The organism is Shewanella oneidensis MR-1 (genome assembly GCF_000146165.2).
GTDB classification, from domain to species: domain Bacteria; phylum Pseudomonadota; class Gammaproteobacteria; order Enterobacterales; family Shewanellaceae; genus Shewanella; species Shewanella oneidensis.
Genome location: NC_004347.2, coordinates 4,482,205 through 4,503,496 on the forward strand (window position 1 = coordinate 4,482,205; position 21,292 = coordinate 4,503,496).

The following is a 21,292-nucleotide window of genomic DNA, read 5'->3' on the forward strand; positions in this document are numbered from 1 at the left end:
CTAAAAACCCGCGAGTAAATAGCCACCCATAGCGGCAATCGCCACGCCCGACAGCCGCATTAGACTGCGCTGTCCGGTTACACGCTGCATGCCAAGCCCCAGCATAACGCCACCTAAATGGATAACCGCAGTACCGAATAAGAAACCAAAGGCATAAAGAACTGGGCTGGCGAGTTCAGGCATTTCCATACCATGGGCATGGCCGTGGAAAATCGCAAACACGCCAACAAACGCCATGGCAAACAGCAGAGGCAATTGACGATCACTCGCAATCGCAACACCGAGTAATAGTACCGATAAAGCAATACCCATTTCGACAAAGGGCACCGGAATGGCATAGAGCCCAAGTATGCCGCCAACCAACATAAAACACACAAACGCTAAGGGTACAGTCCAAATCGCCCGCCCACCAAGCTGCGTGCTCAGCATCCCCACACTTAACATGGCGAGTAGATGATCAAAGCCTAAAACGGGATGGTTAAAGCCTGCCATAAAACCACCACCGGAGTGGATTTCGTGTGCAGAGGCGGGGGCAATCAACAAACTCAATAGGATCAACAAACTTAAACGCACCATAGCCATTCCTTGTCAGTAATTGGTGTCATCAGGTTAAATAATTGCTAATACTCTAGAGTAAAGCTAACCGCTAATCCTTGATCCTTATCACCTAAAATGGGCGCTAATTCGGTTAAGACACTTATTCAAGGCAATAACATCTCTAGCAATGAATCAAGTGTGGCTATTTCCATATGGGGCAAGAGTGCTGCAATAGGCAACGATGCCACGCGGCCAAAACTGGGATTTAACCAAACCGATTGACATCCCGCCAAGCGCGCGCCACGAACATCAGCATTCATACTGTCGCCAACATGCAACAACTGTTCTAAGCCGATATTTAGGCGTTCACAAGCCTCTGAAAACATATCTTTTGCTGGCTTCATCCGCACACCGCTTCCCGGATGCAGCACAAATTCAAATACTTCACCTAAGCCAACCCGCTCGGCATCCACATTACCATTGGTGATCCCAATCAGCCTAAAATGGGCCGACAAGCGCGAGAGTAGTGCCAAGACCTCGTCTGAAACGTGAAAATGGCTGCGATGAAAATAGAAACAGGCCAAACCTTCCTCTGCGCCGCGTTTCGCCTCCGACTCGCTGTAACCTAGGAGTGATAAACCATGGTGGAGTGTGGCGATTCTTGCCGCTGAAGTATCATGGGCTAGGGCCGGATTTTGCTGTAGCAGCTGTAATTTGAGTCGTCGCCACTGCTGCGGCTGCCAAGCTTGTGTCAACGGAAAAGCCTGATGCAAAAACTGCATTAACTCGGCTTCGGCATTGATAATGTGAGGTTCGTTATCGTATAAGGTGTCGTCGAGATCAAAACTAATCGCGCGAATATTCTGCGGTCTAAGATAACAACGCATTATTTATCCTGTTGTTTTTTCGCCCTAGGATGGGCGTTATCATACACCTTCGCCAAGTGTTGGAAATCTAAACTGGTATAAATTTGCGTGGTAGACAGGTTTTCATGGCCTAATAATTCTTGTACTGCACGTAAATCAGCACTGGATTCCAGCATATGCGTGGCGAAAGAATGACGTAACTTATGGGGATGAACCCGCATCGATAACGCCTGCTCTTGGCCCCATTTACTCATGCGCGCTTGAATACTGCGATGGGACAAACGCTTGCCCTTTTCGGTGACAAATAATGCGTTATCTTCACAGGGGATTTGCCTGCGACACTCAAGCCAAGCGCTAATGGCATCAATCGCGTAACGCCCCACGGGGACAATACGCTCTTTGTTACCCTTGCCTAACACCCGCACCTCACGCTGATCGTATTGCACACTGGATAAATCGAGCGCAGCGAGCTCTGCTAAACGTAACCCGCTGGAATAAAACAGCTCCATAATCGCTTTGTCGCGCAGCGTTAGCGGATCATTGCCGTCAATTTCCAGCAAATGCGTGAGAGAATCGACATCGATATTTTTAGGCAAAGGCTTAGCTTGCTTGGGCGCACTGAGCCCCTTGGCGGGATTGAGTTCTATCGCACCTGCGCGCAATAAAAACTCTCCCCATTGTTTTACCGCCGATAACCATAATGACAGCGATCGTGGGCTCAACCCCTTACGGTGCAACTTGGCGAGCACTTGTTGCCAGTGCTCACGCCCGACATTGAGTAAATCAATCCCTTCGGGCAATAATTCGCGACCACGCTGCAACTCGTACAGGTAGTTGCGCACAGTATGCGCCGATAACTGTCGCTCCGACTGCATATAGGCTTCAAATTGTTGTAAATAGGAGTGACAACGCGCAGGCATATCATCAGCTGGCGGGTTCATATCGGACTCCTCATCTGGGCTTAAAGTTTAGCGAGCATATGAGCGAGCAATCGACGTATCTGCTCGAGCAGCATATTGTCCATATCGGGATGAAAATGGGTAGCATCGTGGCTGGCAACAGCAAAAATCACTGGAATATCATCGGCTAATTTAACTAACGCCACCGAGCCAACCTCACTGCCAAATAAGCGTTTCGCCTCCTGCTGCGTCAGTCGACCAAAATAGTATTCCTTGCGTAAACGCTCCGCCCAAATCGCCTTCATCTCCACATCGGCCTCTAACACACTGATAAGGCGCACATGGGTAAAGTTAAACTGCGCCTTGAGATTATCAGCCAATACTTCCTTAAGCGATTCTAAATTAACGCAATTAAGCAGTTTAAAAGACAGCTCAGTATTAAATAAGAAAATCTTCTCATTGCGCGCCGCCATGGTGAGCAGGCTGGTAATTTCTTCTTCGAGCTGATTAACCCGTTGGCGCAGTAATTCTTGGCGTCGCTCAACCAAGGAAATCGCACCGCGCTCCAAATGGGGCAGACGCATCGCCAATAACAGCTCGGGATACCGATTAAAAAAGTCGGGGTTATCCAGCAGATATTCGCGAATAATCAACTCGTCAAAGGGCAAATCCGTTCGTGGCATCATTGGCTCTGTCATAACTGAATTTGTCCATCATAAACATGCTGTGCAGGGCCCGTCATCCACAGTGGTTTGCCCTCACCTTCCCAATTGATGGTTAAGCTGCCGCCCGGTAAATCCACTTGTACTTGTTGGTCAAGTTTGCCTTGAATTTGCCCCACGACAACGGCGGCGCAAGCACCTGTACCGCAGGCTAAGGTTTCGGCCGCCCCGCGCTCATAGACTCTCAGTTTGATATGCCCAGCATTGACCACCTGCATAAAACCGACGTTCACCCCACGCGGAAATCGCTCATGTTTGGTGAGAAGTGCACCGATTTCGGCGACATTAGCATTGGCAACATCTTCCACATCGAGCACGCAATGGGGATTACCCATGGAGGCCGCACCACACAAAAAGGTTTGTTGCGGCGTTTGCAGTAGGTAGGTTTTTTCGGCTTTTTTGGCTTTAAAGGGGATTTGGCTAGGTTCGAGCACGGGCACGCCCATATTGACCGTTACAGTGCCATCGCGCTCAAGGCGCAGTGTCATCTTACCTGCGGAGGTGCTAACACGAATTTTATTCTTATTCGTTAGACCTTTATTACGGACAAAGCGCGCAAAGCAACGGGCGCCATTACCACAGTTTTCAACTTCGCCACCGTCGGCATTAAAGATCCGATAGTGAAAGTCGAGGTCAGGATCATAGGGCGGCTCAACCAGCAAGAGTTGGTCGAAACCCACGCCGAAGTTACGGTCAGCTAAACGGCGGATCTGCTCAGGCGAAAAGAACACGTTCTGCGTGATACCATCGACCACCATAAAATCGTTGCCAAGTCCGTGCATCTTAGTGAATTGGATCAAGATACTTATCCTTTAAGCCTAGGCGCCGCCACTGAGTAGCCAAGCGCCTGAATCAATATAATTTTCTAGTTTACGGCAGGAGTTGCTCACCTTGCCAGAGCTGCGGTAATTTTTCTCGCTCTCGCACCAGATAAGCCTTATCGCCATCCACCATGACCTCGGCCGCACGCGGACGAGTATTGTAGTTCGACGCCATTGCAAAACCGTAAGCACCACTGGAGCGCACGACCAGTAAATCGCCTGGGGCGATGGCAAACTCGCGGTCCTTACCTAAAAAGTCACCGGTTTCGCAAACAGGGCCAACGATATCAAATACATGGGCCTGATCATCCCTTGGAGTAACCGGAATAATCTTTTGCCATGCGCTATAGAGTGCGGGGCGAATTAAATCGTTCATGGCGCCATCGACAATCGCAAAGCGTTTGTCGCTGTTTTCTTTCAGGTACAGCACCTCAGTCACAAAAATCCCCGCATTGGCGGCAATCGCACGGCCCGGTTCAAAAATCAGTTTGAGCTTGCGATGACCTAAACGCTTGAGCAGTGCAGCGGCGTACACATCAGGGTGCGGCGGGGTTTCATCATCATAGGTCACCCCCAAACCACCACCGACATCAAAGTGCTCAATCACAATCCCCTGCTCGGCTAGGCGGTCGATGAGCGACAGCATTCTATCCATTGCATCGAGAAACGGCTGGATTTCAGTGAGCTGTGAGCCGATATGACAATCAACGCCTTTCACCTGCAAATGTGGCAGGGCATGGGCGCGAGCAAATACCGCTTCTGCTTCGTCCATGGCAATGCCGAATTTGTTTTCTTTAAGGCCAGTAGAAATATAAGGATGAGTGCCCGCATCCACATCGGGATTAACGCGCAGCGACACGGGCGCCACTTTACCTAAACGACCAGCGACCAAGTTTAACTGTTCAAGCTCGGCACTCGACTCCACATTAAAGCAGTAGATACCAAGATTTAATGCCTGCTCCATTTCGGCAACGGTTTTACCCACGCCCGAAAACACCACTTTGGCCGGATCGCCACCGGCCTCTATCACCCGCGCTAACTCGCCACCGGAGACAATATCAAAGCCACTGCCTAAGCGAGCCAATACGTTAAGCACCGCTAAGTTCGAATTGGCTTTTACCGCGTAACACACTAAATGGGGATGGCCTGCCACCGCATTATTAAAGGCATGCCAATGGCGCTCGAGGGTCGCACGGGAATAGATGTACAGTGGCGTACCATAGGTTTGGGCTAAATCATTGACCCGACAGCCTTCGGCGTACAGGGTATTATCTTGGTAGAGAAAGTGATCCAATGTCCGATTCCTTACTGCGCTTTGTGGTAATTATGCTGATTATTATTGTGTTTTATCAGTCTCGGCTTGAGGCTCAGCAGTTTGTGCTGGCATACCGTCACGCTTAGCTGGCGTGTCTTTTTTAGACTGATTCACCTCGGCGGGCGAGGATTTATACAGAGGGCCCTTTTGACCACAGGCTGTAATAGATAGGCTACCAATCAATAACAATAAAAACAGTCTCATTTTTCTCAACATCTGTGCATCTGGTGGCTAATCGTCTTATAATCGCACCCATCTTGACGAAAGCAAAGGACAGAAATGCATGGCCATGACAGATACAGAATTTCACCAGCTCGCCGATGACATGTTCCAAGCGATAGAAACCGCTATCGAAACCGCGATTGATGAACAAGATGCCGATGTGGATATCGATGCCAGCGGTAACGTGCTACAGCTGGAATTTGTCGATGGTTCGAAAATCGTCATCAACAAACAAGAACCTTTGCATGAGATTTGGGTAGCAACGCGTTTCGGTGGCTATCACTTTGGTTATGTAGAGGGCAAATGGCTTGATGGTCGTAATGGCGGTGAGTTTATGCCCTTTGTGCAGGACTCGATTCTACGTCAAAGCGGTATCGAACTCAGCCTCTAATAGGCCACGGCTTTATTCCTAAGCGGGAGGTAGCTCCCGCTTAAAACTCCACATTGGCGTTATTCATATCCACACCGAAAGGCCTTACCGTCAGTTCACCGGCCACCCGCACTAAATGGAAAAACTGCGGAATATTAAAACGTGCTTTGGATGCATAAAATTCATCAAATACATAATGATGACTGACTTTGTTGACCAGTTCGCTCATATCCGAACCAGACTGCACATAATGGCTCAACTGATTTTCCTCATCGAGAATAAACACATCTAAGCTATCGGTGCGTTGCCGCAGAAAGTACTGGATCGCTCCCTTGGCGGCAAAGTTTTGAATAATATTCGGCATGCTAGAAAAGGGATCATCCCCCAACTCTGGCCGTGGCAATTGCACTAAATGACTACGAGCAAGTTGCTGATAGAAGGATTTGGCATCACTCAAGTCCTGATAGGCCATCCCCAGAGGATTAAAAAAGATCCCGTAACGAGTATGGCTAATCTGCAGCGGCTGCACTAAGGTGCTCGATTGCTGTACCTGCTGGCATAGACGCACCGTTTGTTTAAGCAAGTTTTTAACCGCTAACTTAAGTTGTGGTCTGAGTCTTTGAGAGCAGCTAATCACATCCATATCCACCGGATGAGTCGCTCGCCTTAATCCAGGAGTCACAAACGCGAGCGCCTGCAATACTGCGGTTTCGCCCTCAAAACGATGGCATTGCCACTCCCCCCAACTATTAAGGCAAATGGCATCGAGGGCGCCGAGCATATTTTCCTGCTTACGACCTAACGAAAACACGTTGGCATTCATGACATCGACCATCATTTCCTGTCCACGCCAGCCAATAGTCGGGTCACAGTCGAGGTTTAAGATAAAAATAAGCTTTCTAAAATGCCAAGGCTGACACAGGTCAAGCTTTGAGACCCGCCAATCATGATCGATAAAATTAAGTAATCGCTTTGAGGCGTCAGTCAACCGTTGAGATTTGACCTTACTCTGGCCAAATTCATACCATTTAGTTTCAGGCGTCGACACCCCATTTAAGCAAGCCCAAATCATCAGTGCTGACGGGCTTTTGCCTTTGCAAATAGCTGAATCACCTAACAGATTTAGCGGCTTTGGCCCTTGGCGATAGAGGTAATACTGGTTTTCCTTGGTGCTCGATACCATAGTCACTTCAGCTTCAGCAACCGAGCGGCTCCAAAGCAAATTCAACTTGGCGATTTGGTCTTCATCTTGGCTAAAGTAAGTGTGCAGTTTACGGGTTAACATCCCCAACTCTTCGATCTTGAGCCCTTCATTTAATTCATGGGTTGAAGCGAAGCGCAGCAAGGTTTGATAACTGGCCAAGAGCAATTCGTTGAGCTGCTCATTAAACCAATTGAGCTGGCCACTGTGCCAATGTTCGCAATCGTCTAAGGTAGTAATTAAACTGTTGGGCCACTGCCACTCTTGTACTAACTTCTGCATTTTGGCGTAGCGCCAGTCTTTGCCTTGGTTTGACAAACTTAAAAACACACCACATTTAAGATAAAAACAGCGGCGCACAATCTCTAACCGGCGACTATCATTCTGCTTTAATAAATAGGCTTCAATCACCTCATAAATCGCGTAATAAGCATCGTTAGCGGTAGAAAAATCCCCTGCCAACGTTTTTTGCCAGAGTCGATCGCACAGTAGTTGTGAGTGGGGATACTCGCTGGCATAAGCCTCGAGTAAAAGTACTTTAATCAACGCTTTATGCGGCTTGTTTAAGCCCTTATAAAGCTGCCAAAGCGAAGCACCAAAATACTCACTAGCAGGAAGCTCGTGCACATTGCCAAGGGATAACAGTTCAGGATTGAGCTTAGCATCGGGCCACCATGCAATGATTTTACCCGCCAAGCGAATTTGGCTGCGATAAAACTCTTCAAGCAATAACCAATGCTGCGTGCTACCACTGTGCTCATGGGCCATTGAAGACTGGCAAACTGTTCGCTGCGACATATCACCACAAAATTGCAGTGGATGAACCAAGTAAAAATTCACCTCAAATTGATACTCTGCAAACCAAGCGGTTAGTCGCTCCGTTTTCAGTTTAATTAAGGCTAAGTCGTCATCACACAAATCCGCATGGTGGACCAACCACACATCCACATCGCTCTTAGCATTCTGGCCAAAACTGGCCGTGCTGCCCATGGCATATACCCCTTCAAAGGCATAAAAATCCACCTCGGTTGCGATAAAAGGTAGCTTAAACACATCACAGGCTTGGGCTTCTAATGATCCCGCCTTGTAACCATAAATACCGCAAGGCGTATTGGGGTCAACGAATCCGGGATACTGAACACTATTCTGTTGAATTAAAAAGGGGATCAACCGGAAGAGATGCTTTTGCAACGGCGACAACAAGGCTAAGGCTCGTGCAATACGAACCTGATTAAGTCTTTCTGCAATATCAGGAAAGTGACCTTGCTGATCCATCCTAGAACACAACACTCAAACACAATTAAGATTGTGCTCATGTTAACACTTTTGCCAAGCTGAGCAACTAAATGAGAGGTCCATCACACTTTTATACTATTTAGAACGCAGCCGACTTCAAAGAATCGATACGGCTTCCTTACATTCACCAATAGCCAATGTTAGCATTGGCGCAACTAAGATCTCGGATGGAAACTAGGCATGTCTGAAAACCGCATACGTATCGCTACCCGCAAGAGTCCGCTGGCCATGTGGCAAGCAGAATTTGTTAAAGCAGAATTAGAACGCATTCACCCTGGTATTGTGGTGGAGCTATTGCCAATGAGCACTAAGGGCGATGTTATCTTAGACACGCCATTAGCTAAAGTCGGTGGCAAAGGCTTGTTCGTTAAAGAACTCGAAGTCGCCATGCTGGAAGATCAAGCCGACATCGCGGTGCACTCAATGAAAGACGTGCCTGTAGATTTCCCCGAAGGATTAGGACTGGAAGTCATTTGTGAGCGTGAAGATCCTCGCGATGCTTTTGTCTCCAATATTTATAAGTCGATCAGTGAGTTGCCACTTGGTGCCACGGTTGGTACTTCTAGCCTGCGCCGTCAGTGCCAACTGCGTGCTTCCCGTCCCGATCTTATCATCAAAGATCTGCGTGGCAACGTAGGTACTCGCCTCGCGAAACTCGATAACGGTGAATACGATGCGATTATTCTTGCCGCGGCAGGCTTAATCCGCCTGAAGTTATCTGAGCGTATCGCCAGCTTTATCTCTGCCGAAGAGTCCTTACCCGCAAACGGTCAAGGTGCTGTCGGTATCGAATGTCGCACCAATGATGAGCGCGTTAAAGCATTATTAGCGCCATTAGAACACTTAGAGACACGCTACCGCGTGATCGCCGAGCGCGCGATGAATACTCGCCTTGAAGGTGGTTGCCAAGTCCCTATTGGCGCCTTTGCCGAAATTGATGGTGATGAGATGACACTGCGCGGATTAGTGGGTAACCCAGATGGCAGTGAAATCATCGAAGGCGTGATCACCGGTCCTAAGACCGAAGCCACGCAATTAGGTGTTGCCCTTGCGGAAGAACTACTCAGCAAAGGCGCCAAAAGCATCCTCGATGCTGTTTACGCCAAAGCCTAAGTCGATGAAAGTCTTACTGACGCGCCCCGAGGGGCGCAATCAGTCCATGGTCGATGCCTTGAATGAAAGAGGCATCGAACACTGCGTTACGCCACTACTTTGTGTTGAGGCGACACCGGCTCTACCTCCTGAAACCTCACATCCACTCGCTAATGTCGATATGGTTGTCTGTATCAGCGCCAATGCGGTTAGCTTTGCTGACGATACGTTTAAAGCCAATGATGCCAACGTTAAAGGCTGGCCAAAAGTGCCTTATTTCGCTGTAGGGCATGCCACTTGGGAAGCACTACAACAAATCGACATCGATGCCCTTGAGGCGCCCGATGATTGCCAGCAGACTGAAGGGTTACTAACTCTACCTACGCTGCAACACATCCAAGGCAAAAAGATTACCATTATTCGCGGTGTTGGTGGCCGTGAAGCGCTCGCTGAACAACTGACATCTAGAGGCGCACAGGTGCGCTATTGGGAAGTCTATCAACGTGCTTGTCCGCCGCTGGATGGCACTATTATCACCCAACAGTGGATAGACTTAGGGATAGATACTGTCGTGGTGACAAGCGGAGAAGTACTGGATAATCTGATTAATCTAGTGCCAAAAGAGTTATTTGCATGGCTGCGCTCATGTCATATCATAGTCCCCAGTAACCGAGTAGAAGCTCAAGCTCATGCCTTTGGTATAACCCAAGTCACCAATGCCAATGCCGCCAACAGCAAAGCCGTGCTAAACGCCCTTAAACTCTAAGCGCTAGTTAGCCCGATTTTACTCGAATATCGGCAGTAGCATGATTTTAAGGACTGTAAAATGGATAACAACAAGCACGACGCCCAAAGCCCAGAGTCACAGGCTACCTCAATTCTCACATCGTCGGTCAACACTGATGACGTTGCAGCCAAAGGCGCAGCGCCAGAGCCACAGGCAATAAAAGCCGAAGCACAAGAAATTAAACATCAAGAAGCTAAGCCACTAGAAGCCAAGCCAGAGCCGCAAATCGCAAAATCGGCAACCGTTTCACGCCAGGTTACGCAGGTGAATCGCAGCTCATGGGCGATTCGTTTTGGCGTGCTCCTCACTTTAGGGTTAACCGCCAGTACACTCGCTGGAGGATATTTACTGTATCAGCACATGCAGCAACAAATCCAAGTCCAAGCGGCGCAAAATATTGCCTTACAGGATCAGTTACAACAGGCTCTAATCGTTCCGAATCAACGCATTGCACAACTTGAACAGCAACAACTCTCGGATGCGAAAACGTTTCAAGAACTCTCTAAACTGGCTACAGATCAAAGCCAATTGCAGGACAGATTAAATAAACTCGCCCAGCGCAGCCCAACCCACTGGATGGCCTCGGAAGCCGAATATTTGGTTAATATGGCAGGGCGTAAACTTTGGCTCGAAAAAGATCCGCGCACGGCAACGGATTTATTAAAATCAGCGGATGAAACCATTGCCGCAATGAATAACCCTGCTTTGCTACCGATCCGTAAGGCATTGGCAAAGGATATCGCCGCAACCACCAATCTTAAGAGCGCAGATATTGAAGGCAGTGTATTGGCACTTGATGCATTAATTGGCCAACTCGATAAACTGCCACTCAATCGTGCCGACGGTGAAGCAAGCACGGCGGAAGATACGACGATTTCAGGCGATCTCAATGACTGGCAAAGCAATCTAAGTAAAACTTGGAAGGCGTTGACGCAAGATTTTATTACCATTCGCCATCGCACTGCCGATGTGCCAGCCCTACTTGCGCCAGACCAACAATGGTATTTGGTTGAGAATATCCGCCATAAACTACTGCAATCGCAACTTGCACTCTACCGTTATGATAGAGCGGCCTACCATCAATCACTGATGATGGCGCGCCAATGGATCCAAAGCTATTTTGATGTTCAAGCCCATCAAACCAGCGAGGCCATTGCCGCAATCGATAAGTTAGCCACACTTGAGCTTGACCCTATCACGCTCAAAGCCTTCGAAGCTAAACCCCTGTTATTACAGTTAACTAGCTATGGTGAACTCACCTCATTAGAGGAACCACAGCTATGATTAAAGTATTAATATTTTTTGGAATTATACTTTTAGGCCTATGTATTAGCCCTTGGATTGTTGGTAATACGGGTTATGTATATATCGCAGCGGGAGATTATCAGCTCGAAACCAGCTTAGCCTTTGGGATTATCATGTTAATCGTGTTCTATGCGCTATTCCAAGTACTGGAATGGCTGGTGATCACAGTGATTAATTTGCTGTTACGCAGCCGCTTTATTCCACATCAATGGCGTCGCCGCTCTGCAAAAAAACACACCTTAATGGGTGCTCTCGCCATTGCAGAGGAAGATTGGCCAGCCGCTGAGCGCGCCATGATTAAAGGCGCAGACAATGGTGAACTGCCCGCTCTGAATTTGTTAGCGGCAGCGCGTGCGGCTCAACATCAAAATAAAACTGCCGAGCGAGATCAATATCTTGCCCGCGCCGAAACCCAACCTCTGGCGGCAAATGCCGTTGCAACTACTCGCACCCGCTACTTACTAAAACAAGGCGAGTTCACCTTAGCCAGAGCCGAGCTCGATAAGTTAGCACCTACCAGCAAGAGTAAAGCACCAGTCCTCAAGCTCGCCCTTGAGTTGTACCGCGCACAGCAGGATTGGGAAGCACTTAAATTACTGCTACCAATACTGAAAAAACGCCAGATCCTTGATGATATTCAGCTTAACTCCCTCAGTGTTGAAACCCATAGCGCTTTGTTACAAACAGCGAGTCTCAAAGGGGAAGATGCCTTAGAACAATGCTGGCAATGGTTATCACGTGATGAACGAAACCAATCTGAATTTTTAGCGATTTACACCATGGGCTTATGCCGTTTCAATCGCAAAGAGCAAGCCATTAAATTGCTCTCGAAAAAGCTGCGCAGTTCACCAGAATCGGCATTGCTAGAAGTAATACCACAGATAGTAACCGCACATGATACTGACATTCGCAAGCAATTGCTTAAGCACGAAATCACCCATGAGAACAATGCCGATTACCAAAGATGTTTAGCGCTACTGTATCAACAAACCAGAGACATGAAAGAAGCCAAAACCTGCTGGCAGAATGTTTGCCGTATTGCACCTACCAAAGATTCTTGGCTCTCGCTCGCACGCATACAAGAGCAACTTGGCGAACAAGGTCATGCTAATCAAAGTTATCGTCAGGCTGTGACTCTATAACTTTCATCTGCCGCAATCCATTACTAGGATTGCGGCAAGCCCTCATCCAACCATCGATCATACCTAACATACAATATTCATAAAATTTTAATCCCTATATTCAGAATAATTTGTTATAAATATGTTTCTTTATAGAGATCGAAAACACTAAATGCAGTTTCATTTGTGTTTAAAGACACTACATCTAGTTACGCCATACTTAAGCGTCATTATTTCGCACACTTCCCCTTAAAATCCAGCCATAGCAAGCCATCCCGGCGCGTCAAAAAATTGACTTACACCGTTTTGCAAGTTAAAATTTCACCACTTGTATCACTATTCAGCATATTTGTTGAATTTGTGCGTCTTTGGATTAACACACTTTGGCTGTTGGGAGCTAATTATGGGATCGGTAATTACATCAAAGAAAGGTTTGCTCAAGTTAGTTAACGGGCAGATCAATATCGAAGTTGATGGTTCAAAACAACCCGCTAAGGATGGCGAACAACTCCCAAAGGGTGCAGTTCTCCACATTGGCGAAAATGCCACTTATGAAATCACCTTTGATGATGGCACTAAGCTATCTAACGAGGTAGCGCCTGCCACTGAGGCTATGGCACTTCCTGTTACGGGTGAAGCAACACCTGATGAAATCCAAGCATTACAAGATCTCATTGCATCTGGTGAAGACCCAACTACCAACTTACCGGAAACCGCAGCAGGCAATGCACCTGCTAGTGACGGAAGCTCAGGCTATGTTAGCCTTGCTCGTGACGGTTCAGAATCTCTCGCCACATCAGGATATTCAACATCTGGTCAGACACTTGCAGCCTTTGCAACAAATAGTCCTGAACAATCAATTGCAACAGATTCACCTTCTATACTAGCCAACGACAGCAATACAGTAGCTGAAGATTCCGTTGCCACCGGTAACGTGCTCAACAATGATAGCGATGTGGACAACGAACTCTCGGTGACCAGCTTTACGGTAAGTGGTCAGACGGTTGCAGCTGGCACCACCGTTGCCTTAGAAGGCGGCAGCTTAGTCATCAATACCGATGGCTCTTACACCTTTACGCCCAACGCCAACTGGAATGGCCAAGTACCCGTCATTACTTACACCACCAACACCGGATCAACGGCGACCTTAACCATTAATGTCACCCCTGTGGATGACCCATCTGTTGTGGTTAACGACACCAATACCGTTGCGGAAGACTCCGTTGCCACTGGCAACGTGCTTAGCAATGATAGCGATGTGGACAACGAACTCTCGGTGACCAGCTTTACGGTAAGCGGTCAAACGGTTGCGGCTGGCACCACCGTTACCTTAGAAGGCGGCAGTTTAGTCATCAATACCGATGGTTCTTACACCTTTACGCCCAATGCCAATTGGAACGGCCAAGTGCCCGTCATCACCTACACCACCAACACCGGCTCAACCGCGACCTTAACCATTAATGTCACCCCAGTGGATGACGCTTCTGTGTTAACCAACGACAGCAATACTGTTGCGGAAGACTCCGTTGCCACTGGTAACGTGCTCAGCAATGATAGCGATGTGGACAACGAACTCTCGGTGATCAGCTTTACTGTTAACGGTCAAACGGTTGCGGCAGGTACCACCGTGGCCTTAGAAGGCGGCAGCTTAGTCATCAATGCCGATGGCTCTTACACCTTTACGCCCAATGCCAATTGGAACGGCCAAGTGCCGGTGATTACTTACACCACCAACACCGGATCAACGGCGACCTTAACGATTAATATCACTCCAGTTGCAAATGGTGGTCCTAGTGTCACTATCAATACAGACACTAACAATGACGGTTTCATCAGTAATGAAGAACTTGGTGGAGCAACCGAAGTAAACGTCACTATTGGCTTGGAGGGTACTGGCGCGAATACGGGAGATACGCTCACAGTTAATGGTGTTGATTACATCCTAACGCAGGAAGACATTGATAATGGATTTGTTAATCTAACGCTTCCAGCCCCTGCTGAAGGTGAAACAATCACTGTCGTTGCGACCATAACCGATGCTGCAGGCAACACTTCGCCAGAAGGCAGTGATTCCGCAGTTCTGGATACTACAGGTCCAGTGATCACTGTGAGTGCTCCCGATGACACGCAAGATACAACGCCCACTATCACTGGTACAACCGATGCTCCTCCAGGTAGTACTATCACTATCGTTGTTACCGACAGTACGGGAGCACAACAAACTCTTACAACTACGGTTAACCCAGATGGAACTTATGCAGTTGATGTGACCAATCCTATCGCTGAAGGTGGCTATACTGCAGAGGCTTCAGTCACAGACCCAGCGGGCAATACAGGAAAAGCCAGCGATAACGGCAATGTTGACACCAAGATTGACCAAGACGGCGACGGTAACACCGTGGCCATCACCGCCATCACCCAAGACACTGGCAGCTCCAGCAGTGACTTTATCACCAACGACAACACCCTGATTTTCAAAGGTACCGTCGATTTAGGTGACAACAGCACCTTAGCCGTCACCATCAACGGCGTGGTCTACACCACCGCCAACGGCTTAGTGATTGATGCACAAGGCAACTGGAGTGTTGACCTGACAGGCACCGTGCTGCCTGACGGCATTTACCCTGTCAGCGCCACCGTCACTGACGTGGCCGGCAACAGCAAAACCGTCACCCAAGATGTGGTGATTGACACCAAGATTGACCAAGACGGCGACGGTAACACCGTGGCCATCACCGCCATCACCCAAGATACCGGCAGCTCCAGCAGTGACTTTATCACCAACGACAACACCCTGATTTTCAAAGGTACCGTCGATTTAGGTGACAACAGCACCTTAGCCGTCACCATCAACGGCGTGGTCTACACCACCGCCAACGGCTTAGTGATTGATGCACAAGGCAACTGGAGCGTTGACCTGACCGGCACCGTGCTGCCTGACGGCATTTACCCTGTCAGCGCCACCGTCACCGACGTGGCCGGCAACAGCAAAACCGTCACCCAAGATGTGGTGATTGACACCAAGATTGACCAAGACGGCGACGGTAACACCGTGGCCATCACCGCCATCACCCAAGACACTGGCAGCTCCAGCAGTGACTTTATCACCAACGACAACACCCTGATTTTCAAAGGTACCGTCGATTTAGGTGACAACAGCACCTTAGCCGTCACCATCAACGGCGTGGTCTACACCACCGCCAACGGCTTAGTGATTGATGCACAAGGCAACTGGAGTGTCGACCTGACTGGCACCGTGCTGCCTGATGGCACTTACCCCGTCAGCGCCACCGTCACCGACCTGGCCGGCAACAGCAAAACCGTCACCCAAGATGTGCTCATCGATACCCAAGGCCCAAGCGTCGTGGTTAACATTGTCGATGACGTGCTAACGGTTGGCGAGACCAGCGAGGTCACCTTCACCTTCAGCGAGAAGGTCAAAGACTTCGAAGTGGGCGACCTGACCATGGTGGGCGGCACTGTTACCGACCTCAAGACCACCGACGGCGGCAAGACCTGGACCGGGACCTTCACGCCGACCCCAGGCTTCACTGGCACCGCCAGCGTCACCGTGAACAACGGCAGCTACACCGATCTCAACGGCAACATGGGCACCGGCGGCCAGGACACTGCGCCGGTCGACACCCAGGCCCCGAGCGTGGTGGTCAACATCGTTGACGACAAGCTGACTGTTGGCGAGACCAGCGAGGTCACCTTCACCTTCAGCGAGAAGGTCAAAGACTTCGAAGTGGGCGACCTGACCGTGGTGGGCGGCACTGTTACCGACCTCAAGACCACCGACGGCGGCAAGACCTGGACCGGGACCTTCACGCCGACCCCAGGCTTCACTGGCACCGCCAGCGTCACCGTGAACAACGGCAGCTACACCGATCTCAACGGCAACGTGGGCACCGGCGGCCAGGACACTGCGCCGGTCGACACCCAGGCCCCGAGCGTGGTGGTCAACATCGTTGACGACAAGCTGACTGTGGGCGAGACCAGCGAGGTCACCTTCACCTTCAGCGAGAAGGTCAAAGACTTCGAAGTGGGCGACCTGACCGTGGTGGGCGGCACTGTTACCGACCTCAAGACCACCGACGGCGGCAAGACCTGGACCGGGACCTTCACGCCGACCCCAGGCTTCACTGGCACCGCCAGCGTCACCGTGAACAACGGCAGCTACACCGATCTCAACGGCAACGTGGGCACCGGCGGCCAGGACACTGCGCCGGTCGACACCCAGGCCCCGAGCGTGGTGGTCAACATCGTTGACGACAAGCTGACTGTGGGCGAGACCAGCGAGGTCACCTTCACCTTCAGCGAGAAGGTCAAAGACTTCGAAGTGGGCGACCTGACCGTGGTGGGCGGCACTGTTACCGACCTCAAGACCACCGACGGCGGCAAGACCTGGACCGGGACCTTCACGCCGACCCCAGGCTTCACTGGCACCGCCAGCGTCACCGTGAACAACGGCAGCTACACCGATCTCAACGGCAACGTGGGCACCGGCGGCCAGGACACTGCGCCGGTCGACACCCAGGCCCCCACTGCACCGACCGTATTAATCGTCGATGACGGTACCCCAGGTGATGGCCTGCTGACACAAGGCGAAATCAACAGCAATGGCGCAGGCGTACAGTTGACCGTGAGCATCAATGCCGCGGACTTCAGTGCTGGCGGTCACGTGAACCTGACTATCGTCAATGGCACCGCGACCAGCAATGTGGAGCTGAAGCTGGTGAATGGCGAGCTGCAGTTTGCCAACGGCACTCCAGCGACTGGCTTTACCTATAACAACGGCACCATCAGCTGGACTGAAACTGCCCCAGCTAACGGTCAAAGCATCACGGTCACCGCGACGCAAACAGATAAAGCAGGCAACACATCCGTACAAAGCACTGATACAGCAATAGTTTATACCCCTGGTAACTGTAACATTGTTGTTAATGAAAGTACTTTACGTGACGGTGTACCCAATATTGTAAGTGGAACGATTAATTTCACTGCAGGTACGCAAGCACTTACAGCATTTAACTTTAATTCCTCATCGATAAATGCCGCAACGAACCTTGCTGGACACAACATAACTTGGGCGATTGCGACTAATGGTGCGTTGATTGGTTCTATCAATGGGGTTCAAGCTATCATATTAACCTTAAGCGATATCTCGGCGATCGCTCCAGGAACATCTGGCAGTATTACTGTCAATGTGGAGTTGCTAGATAATCTATTGCAAATTAATGGCTTAAACGGTGAAAACCTAAGTACTCTGATCAATGGTATTGTTATTGAAGGAACCTCCGTTAACGGTAGTGTAGTAACAGGCAATGTTAACGTTGAAATTGTTGATGATGTCCCTGATGCCAACGACGACACCGGCAGTGTCAATGTGATCGTAGACAGCTTTAGAGTCTCTGGCGTGGAGGCAAATTGGACTAATTGGACAAATGGCACAAGCGTAACCACGTTCGATGGTAACAATAATCCGAATGGCGGCGGCACGGATAATGACAGTGGTTTAGATCAAATCAGATGGGGTAATCCAATAAATACCTATAAATCTGGTTATGGTTTTATCGATAATGACAGTGCATTAAATGGTCAGTTTGCCTTAAACCAAGATATTATTTTGGGTACGTTTACCCACTATAACTTCCCAATCTCTTCTGGTGGCGCTATCACCAAAGCAACCATGGATATTACCTTCTCGGTGACTGATGCCTATGGGGTAGTTACACCAGTAACTCTCAAAGTCAACTTTGACCATAATGAAACACCGAACAACGACAACGATCCTGAGGCATCAAAAGATATTATTAAAGTCGGCAATACCAATGTAACCTTTGAACACCAAGGCCAAGTGTATACGCTGCAAGTAATAGGCTTTAGAGTTCCTGGTACCAACCAAGTTGTTACTGAAATTAAAACGGCTGAAAATGCGGCAAGCAGTTATGAACTGGTTGTACGTATAGTCGCAGGTGATGGCTATGCACTCCCCTCAACTACTGGCAATGTGTTATTCAATGACGTCATCGGTGCTGATAACGATCTCATGGTAGTAGGTGCAGCAGCTGGCAACCAAACAGGTTCAGGCACCTCTGGCAACGTTGGGACCATAATCAATGGCCAATACGGCACGTTAATCGTATTCGCCAATGGTAGTTACACTTACACAGTAACAGCCAACGCCTCAGCGATTCCGACTGGAGCAACGGAAACCTTTACCTACACCATGCAAGATGCTGATGGTGATAAATCCAGTGCATTGCTGACTATCAATGTAAATACCGTTAATGCGAATGCGCTTAAAGCAGTTCAAGATCAAAAAAATGGTCCTGAAGATACTGCTGTAATCGGTAATGTGCTGGAAAATGATGGCAATAAGAATACGTCAGTCACCCATTTTACGGTGGCTAACAGTGCAACTCAGCATACTGCGGGCAGTAAAATTACTTTGGCAGAGGGCGAGCTGACTCTCAATGCTGACGGTAGCTACACCTTTACACCCGCGGCCGATTGGAACGGCCAGGTCCCAGTTATTACCTACACGACGAATACGGGAGCAACAAGCACACTAACCATAGTGGTAACGCCTGTTGATGATCCAACGGTAACTAAACCAGAAAGCAAGACCATTGCAGAGGACGCCTTAGCGAAGGGGAACGTACTGGAAAATGATACGGATGTGGATAACACATTATCCGTAACCAGCTTCCAAGTGAATGGCGTGACCTATAACGCAGGCAATACTTGGTATCAATTGCCTGAAGGCACATTGCAATTAAAGACGAATGGTGAATACAGTTTCGATCCCAAAGATCACTGGAGCGGTTCATTACCTGTGATCACCTACACCACTAATACGGGTGCCACAAGTACACTGAACATCACAGTTCAAGCAGTGGCAGATGCCCCTAATCTGACAATTAATGGTTACACCTCTGTCGCAGCCATCAACTTTGAAGATGCCAAGTTCTCTGGCAGTTGGGATGGTGTTAAAGCTAATGACATTAAGGGCCTAAATACCATCGGAACTTGGCATACCAGTAATAGAGGTGGCCAAGTTGAAATTGGTTATGAAAGTGTCTACGTCTCTGGTGGCTCCAATAGCAATAAAGTCATGGAAATAGAGTTCAATAGTGGTGATAAAACCCTGTATACCGATATCCAAGCGGATGCTGGTCGATTCTACGAACTCGGATTTGATATTGCGGCCCGCTCAGGTAGCGTAAGCACCTCTGGACTGACGATTAAGCTAATCCCGCTAGATGCTCAAGGCAACCCATTAAATGCTCAAGCCATTACGCTATATGACTTCGATCCGACTAACGCGAATTGGTTAAGAGATCAAAAGATCACCTTACCCATTAACCAATCTGGTAAATATCGTTTGCAGTTTGAAGGAGACAATGGGGACTCATACGGCGCATTGCTGGATAATTTAGCATTTAAAGTAGTCGACAATATGGGTTATCGCGGTGAGTTTATTAAACTCAGCAATATTTCGTCGTCACTTAAAGATACTGATACTTCAGAAACGTTGAGCCTTAAATTGCAGGGCTTGCCAGAAGGCGCGGTGCTGAAAGATGCTTTGGGCAACCTAGCGACGGTAGGCAAAGATGGCACTGTGGACATCACCAACTGGGATAAATCCAGCCTGCAGATTAAAGTCGCCAACCATGGCAACTTCACCATCACAGTTGTGGCTACGGCGACAGAAACCAGTAATCAGGATACAGCGCAAAGCACTGCTGACTTCCAAGTTACCGTTCTGCACCCCAATAATGTTGTCGGTGGTCAGAGTGTTGATTCATTCATCATGACAAATTGGACAGGCAACTCGGCACAATTTGCTGTCAACTTAGGGGGCTACGGCACTGTCGCTTCATCATCCAAGACTGAGTACATTGCTAAAGATACTGAGTTGCTGATTAATGCAGGCAATAGTAATGATTACGTCGACCTTGGTGTTTCAACTGCTAACAATATAGTGAACACTGGCAGCTCTTTGCCAAACCTTAATAACCCTGTAGTCACTCAGGCAGAAATCCTTAGTAGCAAATTTATGGCTCAGGATGCGATCACCACCAATGCAGGTACACTGAAGTCTGATGTGCTGCAGCCACTGCAGCCCAAAACTGACACAGTTAACCTTGGTAGCGGTGACGATACGGTCAATGGTGGTCAAGGTAGTCAACTTGTCTACGGTGGTAGCGGTGATGACTTACTGATTGGCGGCGAAGGCATCGATGGTTTACGTGGCGGTGACGGAAACGACACCCTGATCGGAGGCCTTGGTGATGATGTACTACGTGGCGATAGTGGCGCAGACACCTTCGTATGGCGCTATGCGGATGCAGACAAAGGTACTGACCACATTATGGACTTTAAGGTGGGTGAAGATAAGCTCGATCTCAGTGATTTACTTCAAGGGGAAACAGCTAATACACTTGAAAGCTATCTCAAGTTTAGCTTAAACAATGGTTCAACCGTGATCGATATCGATGCAAACAAGGATGGCACGTTCGATCAACATATTGTGCTTGATGGGGTTAACCTCTATAGCCAATATGGAGCGACTAATAATGCGGGTATTATTAATGGATTACTCGGCAGCAATGGCCAAGGCCCATTAATCATTGATACCCAACCTACCCCTGTCGACCTTGAGGTGAAACTAGATCCCTTAAAAACAGTCGATCCTGTATAGGTCATTAATCTGACATCAATTATTCCCA

Annotated in this window: 14 protein-coding genes; 6 read left to right on the top strand and 8 right to left on the bottom strand. The window is 48.9% G+C overall.

What is annotated here, in order from left to right; genetic code table 11:
• The 7 genes from SO_RS19950 to lptM form a co-directional block, all read right to left on the bottom strand.
• On the bottom strand, positions 1-576 hold the full coding sequence (locus tag SO_RS19950) for a HupE/UreJ family protein (RefSeq protein WP_011073963.1): 576 nt from the start codon (positions 574-576) through the stop codon (positions 1-3).
• Between the two features lie 125 nt (positions 577-701).
• Positions 702-1,424, bottom strand: coding sequence for an HAD-IA family hydrolase (locus SO_RS19955; protein WP_011073964.1), 723 nt, complete (start codon positions 1,422-1,424; stop codon positions 702-704).
• Positions 1,424-2,323 carry a tyrosine recombinase XerC gene (gene xerC, locus SO_RS19960; protein WP_164925924.1) on the bottom strand — a complete coding sequence of 300 codons (900 nt, stop codon included), beginning with the start codon at positions 2,321-2,323 and terminating at the stop codon, positions 1,424-1,426. Before xerC ends, SO_RS19955 begins: the two co-directional genes overlap by 1 nt.
• Positions 2,324-2,364: 41 nt before the next feature.
• Positions 2,365-3,000, bottom strand: coding sequence for a DUF484 family protein (locus tag SO_RS19965; RefSeq protein WP_011073966.1), 636 nt, complete (start codon positions 2,998-3,000; stop codon positions 2,365-2,367).
• Positions 2,997-3,824: a diaminopimelate epimerase gene (dapF, locus tag SO_RS19970; RefSeq protein WP_011073967.1), complete on the bottom strand. Its 828-nt coding sequence runs from the start codon at positions 3,822-3,824 to the stop codon at positions 2,997-2,999. Before dapF ends, SO_RS19965 begins: the two co-directional genes overlap by 4 nt.
• Positions 3,825-3,894: 70 nt before the next feature.
• Positions 3,895-5,139: a diaminopimelate decarboxylase gene (gene lysA, locus SO_RS19975; protein ID WP_011073968.1), complete on the bottom strand. Its 1,245-nt coding sequence runs from the start codon at positions 5,137-5,139 to the stop codon at positions 3,895-3,897.
• A gap of 42 nt (positions 5,140-5,181) precedes the next feature.
• The gene (gene lptM / locus SO_RS19980) at positions 5,182-5,364 is read right to left on the bottom strand and encodes an LPS translocon maturation chaperone LptM (RefSeq protein ID WP_164925789.1); all 183 of its coding nucleotides are present in this window, start codon (positions 5,362-5,364) and stop codon (positions 5,182-5,184) included.
• 79 nt (positions 5,365-5,443) lie between these two features.
• Here lptM and cyaY point away from each other — a divergent pair, with 79 nt between their 5' ends.
• Positions 5,444-5,773 (top strand): iron donor protein CyaY, encoded by a 330-nt coding sequence (cyaY, locus tag SO_RS19985; protein WP_011073970.1) that lies wholly within the window; start codon positions 5,444-5,446, stop codon positions 5,771-5,773.
• Between the two features lie 40 nt (positions 5,774-5,813).
• On the opposite strand, the gene SO_RS19990 is transcribed toward cyaY, so the two are convergent.
• Positions 5,814-8,228, bottom strand: a complete 2,415-nt coding sequence (locus SO_RS19990) for a class I adenylate cyclase (protein ID WP_011073971.1) — start codon at positions 8,226-8,228, stop codon at positions 5,814-5,816.
• Positions 8,229-8,429: 201 nt separating this feature from the next.
• Between SO_RS19990 and hemC the strand changes: the two genes are divergently transcribed.
• From hemC to SO_RS23070, 5 genes are all read left to right on the top strand, one after another.
• On the top strand, positions 8,430-9,362 hold the full coding sequence (hemC, locus tag SO_RS19995) for a hydroxymethylbilane synthase (RefSeq protein WP_011073972.1): 933 nt from the start codon (positions 8,430-8,432) through the stop codon (positions 9,360-9,362).
• Between the two features lie 4 nt (positions 9,363-9,366).
• Complete coding sequence (locus SO_RS20000) at positions 9,367-10,107, top strand: uroporphyrinogen-III synthase (protein WP_011073973.1); 741 nt, start codon at positions 9,367-9,369, stop codon at positions 10,105-10,107.
• A 60-nt stretch (positions 10,108-10,167) separates the two neighbouring features.
• Complete coding sequence (locus SO_RS20005) at positions 10,168-11,412, top strand: uroporphyrinogen-III C-methyltransferase (RefSeq protein ID WP_011073974.1); 1,245 nt, start codon at positions 10,168-10,170, stop codon at positions 11,410-11,412.
• Positions 11,409-12,575, top strand: coding sequence for a heme biosynthesis HemY N-terminal domain-containing protein (locus tag SO_RS20010; protein WP_011073975.1), 1,167 nt, complete (start codon positions 11,409-11,411; stop codon positions 12,573-12,575). The genes SO_RS20005 and SO_RS20010 overlap by 4 nt, the downstream gene beginning before the upstream one ends.
• A gap of 382 nt (positions 12,576-12,957) precedes the next feature.
• Positions 12,958-21,264, top strand: a complete 8,307-nt coding sequence (locus tag SO_RS23070; RefSeq protein WP_011073976.1) for a retention module-containing protein — start codon at positions 12,958-12,960, stop codon at positions 21,262-21,264.
• Positions 21,265-21,292: the final 28 nt, after the last annotated feature.